Genomic DNA, 7811 nt, shown 5'->3' with positions numbered 1-7811 from the left:
GGAGTTCAGACGTGTGCTCTTCCGATCTGGTTCGCCAGGCGGGGCCTGGCATTGGATCAGAAGCCGCAACAACACACGGGCCCGCGGGCCCCGTGCCGCAGCAGCGCGTCAGAACTCGTAGTCGAAGGTCACCCGAACGGCGCGGCCATCCCCCTTGTAGAGGAAGGAGCCCGAGCGGTAGACCGCCGTGTAGTAGTCCTTGTCGGTCGCATTCAGCACGTTCAGACGGATGTCGGCGTGCTTGTTGAGCCGGTACGAGGCAAACAGGTCGTACACCGTGAAGCCGGGCACCGGCTGGGCGCATACGCCGTTGGTGTAGCCGGCGCCGGTGTCGGGCTGGCCGCCGCAGCGCTTGCTTTCGTGACGCGCCACGCCACCGATCGAAAGGTCCGGCGTCAGCTGGTACTTGGCCTGCAGCGTGGCGGCACGGTCGGCGAAGTTCGACAGCGGCAGGCCCACGTTGGTGGCGGTGGCCGAGGCCAGCACCTTGGACTTCATGAAGGTGGCACCGGCCTGCACCGTGAGCTTGTCCGTTACGTTGCCCACCAGGCCGAACTCCACGCCCTGCACCCGGTTCTTGCCGGTGTTGAAGGTGCCGACGGCGTCGTAGTTGGCGCCTTCCATCACATCCTTCTTGGTGGTGCGGAAGGCGGCGGCCGTGAACAGCAGCTTGTTGTTCAGCAGGTTCCACTTGGTGCCAATCTCCAGGTTCTCGGAGGTCTCGGGCTTGGCGCCTGCGGCGCTGCCCTGGTAGATCACCAGGCCACCGTAGCCGGCGCTGGTGCCGGTGTCGGACTCGCCGCCGTTGATGTCCTGCGCCGTGCCGTAGCTCGCGTACACCATGCCGGCTTCGCTCAGCTTGTACGACAGTCCCAGGTGGCCGTTCCACAGCGTGTCGGTGTAGCCGTAGTTGCCGGTGGCCAGGCCGGTGGAGGCGCTGGTGGTGATCAGGCGGAAGTCGGTGTAGTCGGCGCGCAGGCCGCCGAAGGCGGTGAGACGGTCGGTCAGGTCCACGGTGTCCATCACGCTCAGGCCGGTGGACTTCACATGCCAGTCGCGGGTGCGCGGCGTGCGGGTGTAGCTGCGGTTGGCCAGGTAGTTGACGCCTGCCACCGCGTTGCCGAGCGCATCGGTGATGCACCAGGCGTTGTTCACGCGGCTGGTGGTGCTGTTGCGGCAGTTGTAGGCGCCGGCATTGGTGATGTTGTAGCCGCCCGAGACCACCTCATGGTCGGTGTACTCGAAGCTGAAGATGAACTCGTTCTTGCGGCCGGCAATCTCGGTGTCCCAGCGCAGGTTGCTCTGATGGGCGAAGTAACTGACGTCCTGCCAGCCGGTGTGGCCGTTGTCCAGCGTGCCGGCGATGTAGCCCTGGTTGCTGCCCAAGGGATAGACCGTGCGGCTGGAGGCGCCGGTGGTGGCGTAGGCGTTCTCGCTGCGACCGTAGCGCGTCAGGCTGTTGAGCTTGAGGTTGTCGGCAAAGCGGTACTGCACGCGGGCGGTGACGGTGTCCACGTCCGACTGCAGGAAGTCGTTGGCCTGGGCGTAGAGCGGGACGTTCTTCGCCGGATACCGGAAGGGCGCGGTTCCCACCAGGTAGCTGCCGAGGTCGGGGCGCTTGTCCTTGGCGCGCAGGCCGTAGTAGTCGAGCGTGACGGACAGGTCCTTGTTGACCTCCCACAGGCCCGAGAGAGCCAAGCCATCGCGGCGGCGGGTGGAGTAGTCGCGGTCGGGCACGCCTTCGTTGCTGGTCAGCACGTTGGCACGCAGGGCGAACTGGTCGGTGAAGCCCTTGTTCAGGTCGGCCGTGAAACGGTGGTACTTGTCGGTGCCGGCACCGGCCGATGTCCGGTAGAAGTCGTAGTCCAGCGTGGCCTGCTTGGTGATGGCGTTGATCGCGCCGCCGGCCGAGCCGCGGCCGGCGAAGCTGGAGTTGGGGCCCTTGGTGATCTCGACCTGCTCGATGGCGAAGCTTTCGCGCGTGGTCATGCCGGGGTCGCGCAGGCCGTCGACGAAGACGTCGCTGCGGGCTTCCTGGCCGCGGATGATGTAGCGGTCGCCGAAGGCATTGCCGTTCTCGCCGGTGCCCAGCGTGATGCCGGGCTGGGCCGCCAGGATCTGCTTGAGGTCGGTGGCGCCGGAATCGTCGATGGCTGTCTTGGTGACGACCGAGATGGTCTGCGGCGTCTCGGCCAGCGGCCGCGTGTGGCGCGTGTCGCCCGAAGTGCGGGCCTTGTAGGGCGCGCCGCCTTCGGCATTGGGGTTGGGGTCGATGGCCTGTTCCTGCACCGTCACCGCCGGCAGGGCGGCGGCGGGCGGCTGGGCGGCGGTCTGGGCGAGGGCGCCCAGGGGCAGCAGGGCTGCAGTGGACAGGCTGGCGGCCAGGCCGTCGGCCATGCGCAGGCTGCGCGGCCGGCGCGTCGGGTGGTTGCTCATTGGATCTCCGCTCCGTGGTTGGGTAGTCGGATGCGAGTCTAATTGGCAATCGTTCGCATTACGGAGTCAAGTCGCCCGCGGGCGGTCAGAAGGCGTTGACTCGACGGTCCATTCACGGGATTCAGGGCCGTTTCGTTGCGACTGCACAACAAATGCGTGCTTCAGGAGGCACGGCGGCGCGGGGGTCAGGCGTGTGATCGCTCACGTGGAGCGCCCCTGGGCAGAAAAAAGGGTCGCCGGGTGCTTGCACACCCGACGACCCCTGCAAAAAAGCGCACCTGCTCCCATGGCAGGGAACAGGATGGCCACCACATGGCAACGAGGGGAAAGCTGCTTTCTCTGCCTCGTTGCGATGCCCGTGCGGCCCTTCAGCGGGTGGTCGGTCCCTCCTGCGCTTTCCTCCCTCGCGCGTCTCGGCGGCGGTCCGGGCAATCTAGCCGTCGGGGCATCGTGGGTTCTCGGCCAAACGGATGATGAGGCCCGGATCAGCGCGGCCGTTGATCGGCGGACCAAGCCTGCCCCACCTTTCGGGCCAGTTCCAGCAGCGCGTTCCCCAGTTCCTGCGCCACGGTTTCCATGGGCAGCGGCGTGGACACGCTCACGTTGAGCACATAAGCCGCTCCGTCGGCCGATGGCAGCGGAGCGGCCAGCGCCACCACCTCGGGCTGCCAGGAGGCAGCACAGAAGCCTCGGGTGCGCACCTGTTGGGTAGCCTCTTCGATCTCGCGCGACAGGACCGGCCACTGGTCGCCGCGCCGCTGCGCGATCAGGCGCAGGATGTCCCGCCGCCGCGGCGCGGGCGCCACGGCCAGGTAGGCGCGGCCCAGCGAGGTCAATTCCATCGGCACGCGCTGCCCCGACACCACATGCCGCAACGCGACGCGGCGCGCATAGCGGATGGATTCGAGGTAGACCATTTCGTCACCATCCGGCGCGGCCAGTCCCACGTTGATGCGCCGGGACTCGGCCAGCGCGTGCATGTGGGGCGCGGCCACGGCGAGCACGCGCGAGCCCGAGCGCATGGCGTGCGCCAGGCTCAGCACCGGCGGTGCCAACCGATAGGCGCGCGATGCGGCCTCCCACTGCAGCAGACCGCAGCCGACCAGCGTCTGCGTCAGGCGGCTGACCGTGGCCTTGGGCAGGCCGGTGCGCTCGGCGAGTTCGTTGTTGCCCAGCAGTTCAGAGCCGGGCCGGAAGGCACGCAGCAGTGCCACGCCCCGCTCCAGCGAGCGATTGGCCGGGGAACGGCCAGGCTTGTCGGTCGGGGTGTCGGCAGGGTGTGGCATGGCGATGAAGTAACGACAGATTGGCAGGGCGCGAAGCTTAGGCCAATTCCATTGAATGGAACGGCGACCGCTTCTGGCGTGCCGAACGAACCTAGAGTTGGCACCGGCCCGGCAGTCGATTCCCAAGCCGCCCGGAGCCCTGTCAACACGGAGACATCCCATGATTCGACGCCTTCTGCGAGCAGGTTGCGCAGGCCTCATCGCCCTCGGTGCCCTCGGCGCGGCCAGCGCCGCGTCGGCCGCCTACCCCGACCATCCGATCCGCCTGGTCGTGCCCTTCTCGCCTGGCGGTGGCACCGACCTGATCGCGCGCACGCTGGGTCAGGAAATGGGCAAGGACCTCGGCCAGCCGGTCATCGTCGACAACAAGCCCGGTGCCGGCACGATGATCGGCACCGACAGCGTGGCCAAGAGCGCGCCCGATGGCTACTCGGTGGTGGTCGCGTCCTTCGCGCACGCGGTCAATCCCGCGCTCCAGCCCAAGCTGCCCTATGGCAGCAACGCCGCCTTCGCTCCGGTCATGCTGATTGGCTGCGGCCCCAACGTGCTGGTGGTGAGGGCCGACAGCCCCCTCAAGTCGGTGGCCGACCTGGTCGCCGCGGCCAGGGCTCGGCCCGACAAGCTCAGCTATGCCTCGCAGGGCACCGGCACCTCGGCCCACCTCGCTGGCGAGATGCTCGCCAACCTGGCCGGGATCAAGCTGGTACATGTGCCCTACAAGGGCGCCGGCCCGGCCCTCACCGACCTGCTGGGCGGGCAGGTGGACATGATGTTCGCCACGGCCGCCGCGGCGTCCGGCTTCGTCGACAGCGGCAAGCTGCGCGCGCTGGGCGTGACCACGCCCGAGCCCTCGCCGGCCTTCAAGGGGGTGCCCGCCATCGCCGCCACCGTGCCGGGCTACCAGATGGAAAGCTGGTATGGCCTCTATGTGCCGGCCGGCACGCCGCCTGCCGTCATCGAGCGCCTCGGCGCCGCCGCCCGCAAGGCGGTGCGCACGCCAGACTTCGCCCGCAAGATCGAACACGAGGGCCTGGTGGTCAGTGGCGGCACGCCCGCCGATCTGGCCACCTACGTTCAGGCCGAAGAGGCCCGGTGGGCCCGCATCGTCAAGGAGAACGGAATCAAGCCGGACTGATCGAGAGCCCCGGCCCGCAACGCGCCGCATCGGAAACACTGCCATGACATACGACTTCATCACCCTCTCGGTCGAGAACGCCATCGCCACCCTCACGCTCAACCGACCCGACAAGCGCAACGCCATGAGTGACGACATGCGCCGCGAATTCGCCCATGCGCTGGAGCATGTGGGCGCCGACAAGGCCATCCGCGCCCTGGTGCTGACCGGTGCCGGCAAGGGCTTCTGCGCCGGCGGCGACATCGCCGGCATGCAGCGCCGCATGAACGCGCCCGCCGGCGAGGTGGGCTTCAACGGCTGGCACCGGCAGCAGCGCGTGCATCAGGTGCAGGCCCTGTTGCACACCTGCCCCAAGCCGGTAATCGCGGCCGTCAACGGCGCGGCCTCGGGCCTGGGCGCGGACACGGCGCTGGCCTGCGACTTCATCATCGCCAGCGAATGGGCCAGCTTCACCTGGTCGTACATCCACCGCGGGATCATCCCGGACGGCGGCGGCATGTACTTCCTGCCGCGCCGCGTGGGCCTGCCCAAGGCCAAGGAGCTGATCTTCACCGGCCGCCAGGTCAAGGTGGACGAGGCCCTGGCGCTGGGCATCGTGGACCGCAAGACCTCGGCCGAGACGCTGCTGGCCGATGCCCAGGCCTGGGCTGCCGAGCTGTCGGCCGCGTCGCCCACGGCGCTGGCGCTGACAAAGTCCATCCTCGACCAGAGCTTCGAGCTGTCGTCGCACGATGTGTTCGCGCAGGGCAGCCAGGCGCAGGGCATCTGCTACACCAGCAGCGAGCACCGCGCCTCGGTCGAGGCCTTCCTGGCCAAGACGACCGCCAAGGAGTGAGGCCGTGAGCGACGCCATCGCCAGACTCCTGTCGCCACGCAGCGTGGCCGTGATCGGCGCCTCGGCCGATCCGAAAAAGACCTCGGGCCGGCCCGTGGCCTACCTGCGCAAGCATGGCTATGCCGGACGCATCCTGCCGGTCAATCCGAAGGTCACGCAGATCGACGACCTGGTCTGCTACCCCGACATTGCCTCATTGCCCGAGGTGCCCGAAGTGGCCGTGGTGCTGCTGGGCGCCGAGCGCGCGCACCTGGCCGTGAAGGAACTGGCCGAGCGCGGCTGCGCCGCCGCCATCGTGCTGGCCAGCGGCTACACCGAGACGGGCGAGGAGGGCGCGCGTCGCCAGCAGCAGCTGGTGCAGGCCGCAGGCTCCATGCGCATCCTGGGGCCCAACACCATCGGCCTGGTCAACCTCACCGAGGGCATCGTGCTCTCGCCGTCCGGTGCGCTGGAGATGGACCACTTTCCGTTGGGCGGGATCGGCGTGGTGTCGCAAAGCGGCGGCATCCTGGGCTCGCTGCTGTCGCGGGCGGCGGCGCGGAGCATCGGCCTGTCCAAGCTCATCGCCACCAGCAACGAGGTGGACCTGGAGCTGGCCGACTTCATCGAGCACCTGGCCGACGATCCGGCCACGCAGGTCATCGCGCTCTATGTGGAGGCGGTGCGCAACCCGGCGCGCTTCCGCGCCGCCTGCCTGAAGGCGGCGCGCGCCGGCAAGCCGGTGGTGGCCTTCAAGATCGGCCGCTCCGAGGCCGGCGCGCAGGCGGCCGTCTCGCACACCGGTGCCATGGCCGGCGCCGACCGCATGTACGACGCGCTGTTCCGCCAGGTGGGTGTGATCCGCGCGCAGCGCTTCTCGGACCTGCTGGACATTCCTGCGGCACTGGCAACCGGGCGTCGCCTGCGCGGCCGGCGCGTGGCCGTCCTCACCTCGACCGGCGGCGCGGGCACCCTGGTGTCGGACGACCTGGGCGTGGCCGGCTTCGAGACGCCGGCGCCCGATGCCGCCACGGCCGAGGCGCTGCGTGCCCTGCAGACCGGCAGCGAGGCCGTGCTGGACCGCAACCCCATCGACGTGACGCTGGCCGGCCTGCGGCCCGACCTGCTGCGCGGCGCCATCCGCGCGCTGCTCGCCAGCCCGAGCTACGACGCGCTGGTGATCATCGTGGGCAGCTCCAGCCTGGCCATGCCCGAGCTGCTGGCCGGCGCCATCCAGGACTGCCTGCCCGATTCCGACAAGCCGGTGATGGCCTATGTGAGCCCGCACGCGCCGGAGATCGGCGCCCTGCTCATGCGCCGGGGCGTGCCCGCCTTTGCGGCGGCCGAAAGCTGCACTGCGGCGCTGGCCGGCATGCTGCATGCCACCGGTTTCGAGGCGCCCGCCGAAGTGGCCGCCGGGGGGGGGCCCGTAGATGCCGGTGATCTGCCCAGCGGCTCGCTGGACGAGGCCGCGGCCAAGGCCGTCTTCGCCCGCTTCGGTGTGCCCTGCGCCGCCGAACGCGTGGTGCACGATGCGCGCGAGGCCGAGGCCGCGGCGCGCGAGCTGGGCGGGCGCGTGGTGCTCAAGATCCTCTCCTCGCAGATCACGCACAAGAGCGACGTCGGCGGCGTGGCGGTCGGCCTGGACGCGCAGACCATCGGGCCGCGCCTGGCGCAGATGGCCGCGGACGTCGAGGCCCGTGCCGGCGTACTGCCGCAGCGCTTCCTGGTGCAGCAGATGGTCTCGGGCGGCACCGAGCTGATCCTGGGTCTGCACCGCGACGCGCTCGGCACGGCCGTGCTGCTGGGCATGGGCGGCGTCACGGCCGAGCTGTTCCAGGACACCACGCTGCGCCTGCTGCCTGAGCACGACGGCCGACTCCTCCCGCTCGGCCGCGCCGATGCACTGGCCATGACGCAGTCGCTCAAGACCTGGCCGCTGCTGGACGGCTTCCGCGGCCGCGCCAAGGCCGACGTGGCGGCGCTGGTCGACGCCATCGTGGCCTTCTCGGCCATGGCTGCGCAGCTGGGCGACCGCATCGCCGAGGCCGAGATCAACCCGGTGTTCGTGCTGCCTGAAGGGCAGGGCGTGCGCGCGGCGGACGGTGTGCTCGTGCTGGCCTGAAGGCAGACTTCGCGC

General features: G+C 69.6%; 5 protein-coding genes. 3 read left to right on the top strand and 2 right to left on the bottom strand.

What is annotated here, in order from left to right; genetic code table 11:
- Nucleotides 1–108: 108 nt before the first annotated feature.
- Nucleotides 109–2436 (bottom strand): TonB-dependent siderophore receptor, encoded by a 2328-nt coding sequence (locus QZ772_RS06205; protein WP_295524050.1) that lies wholly within the window; start codon nucleotides 2434–2436, stop codon nucleotides 109–111.
- Nucleotides 2437–2921: 485 nt separating this feature from the next.
- Nucleotides 2922–3722, bottom strand: coding sequence for an IclR family transcriptional regulator (locus QZ772_RS06200; RefSeq protein ID WP_295524048.1), 801 nt, complete (start codon nucleotides 3720–3722; stop codon nucleotides 2922–2924).
- Nucleotides 3723–3882: 160 nt separating this feature from the next.
- Between QZ772_RS06200 and QZ772_RS06195 the strand changes: the two genes are divergently transcribed.
- The 3 genes from QZ772_RS06195 to QZ772_RS06185 are packed head-to-tail and all read left to right on the top strand — an operon-like array spanning nucleotide 3883 to nucleotide 7796.
- Nucleotides 3883–4857, top strand: coding sequence for a tripartite tricarboxylate transporter substrate binding protein (locus QZ772_RS06195; protein ID WP_295524047.1), 975 nt, complete (start codon nucleotides 3883–3885; stop codon nucleotides 4855–4857).
- 43 nt (nucleotides 4858–4900) lie between these two features.
- Nucleotides 4901–5692, top strand: coding sequence for an enoyl-CoA hydratase/isomerase family protein (locus QZ772_RS06190; protein ID WP_295524046.1), 792 nt, complete (start codon nucleotides 4901–4903; stop codon nucleotides 5690–5692).
- A gap of 4 nt (nucleotides 5693–5696) precedes the next feature.
- On the top strand, nucleotides 5697–7796 hold the full coding sequence (locus tag QZ772_RS06185) for an acetate--CoA ligase family protein (RefSeq protein ID WP_295524045.1): 2100 nt from the start codon (nucleotides 5697–5699) through the stop codon (nucleotides 7794–7796).
- Nucleotides 7797–7811: the final 15 nt, after the last annotated feature.

This window comes from uncultured Pseudacidovorax sp. (assembly GCF_913773995.1).
Classification (GTDB): Bacteria; Pseudomonadota; Gammaproteobacteria; order Burkholderiales; family Burkholderiaceae_C; genus Xenophilus.
This window is presented reverse-complemented; position numbering and strand designations above follow the sequence as displayed.